This is a genomic window from Gemella sp. GH3, assembly GCF_013415425.1.
Classification (GTDB): domain Bacteria; phylum Bacillota; class Bacilli; order Staphylococcales; family Gemellaceae; genus Gemelliphila.
In genome coordinates this window covers 1-429 of the sequence record NZ_JACBYC010000105.1, presented here as the reverse complement: position 1 = coordinate 429, position 429 = coordinate 1, and the positions used below count along the sequence as shown (strand labels likewise).

The 429-nt window shown below is 34.5% G+C and carries 1 protein-coding gene; it reads right to left on the bottom strand.

Going from position 1 to position 429, the window contains the following annotated elements:
• Positions 1-409, bottom strand: a 409-nt coding sequence (locus HZY83_RS03990; protein WP_179942785.1) for a YSIRK-type signal peptide-containing protein, incomplete at its 3' end; no start/stop codon positions are given.
• Positions 410-429: the final 20 nt, after the last annotated feature.

The window sequence follows — 429 nt, the reverse complement described above, 5'->3', positions numbered from 1 at the left end:
GCACATATTGATCCATGTGAGAAACGTCGTTTGTTTTATCTTTTTGAACTTGGAAATTTAAAGTTTGAGAAAGTTCATTCGACTTTGAATTACTATTGTTTGTATTAGTAGTTGGCGCATTTTGCGTAGTAGCTTGGTTATTTTGAGTATTTGAATTTTGAGTAGCAACCGTATCGGCTGGTTTGGACTGCGCTTGTTGCGCTGATTGATTCGTATTTTTGTTAGTTTGGTCAATAGTTGTAGAGTTTTGAGTACCTTGACTATTATTGCTTTCAGCGGCTTGAGCTTCATGGTGTGCACCAATAATAAGTGCTGAACCTAATGTGATTGAAGCTACTCCAAATTTAAGCTTTCTAATTGAAAAGAAATTATTTAAAATGAGTGTGTTTTTCTTATGTTGATGTTTCATGTTGTGAACAACTCCTATGT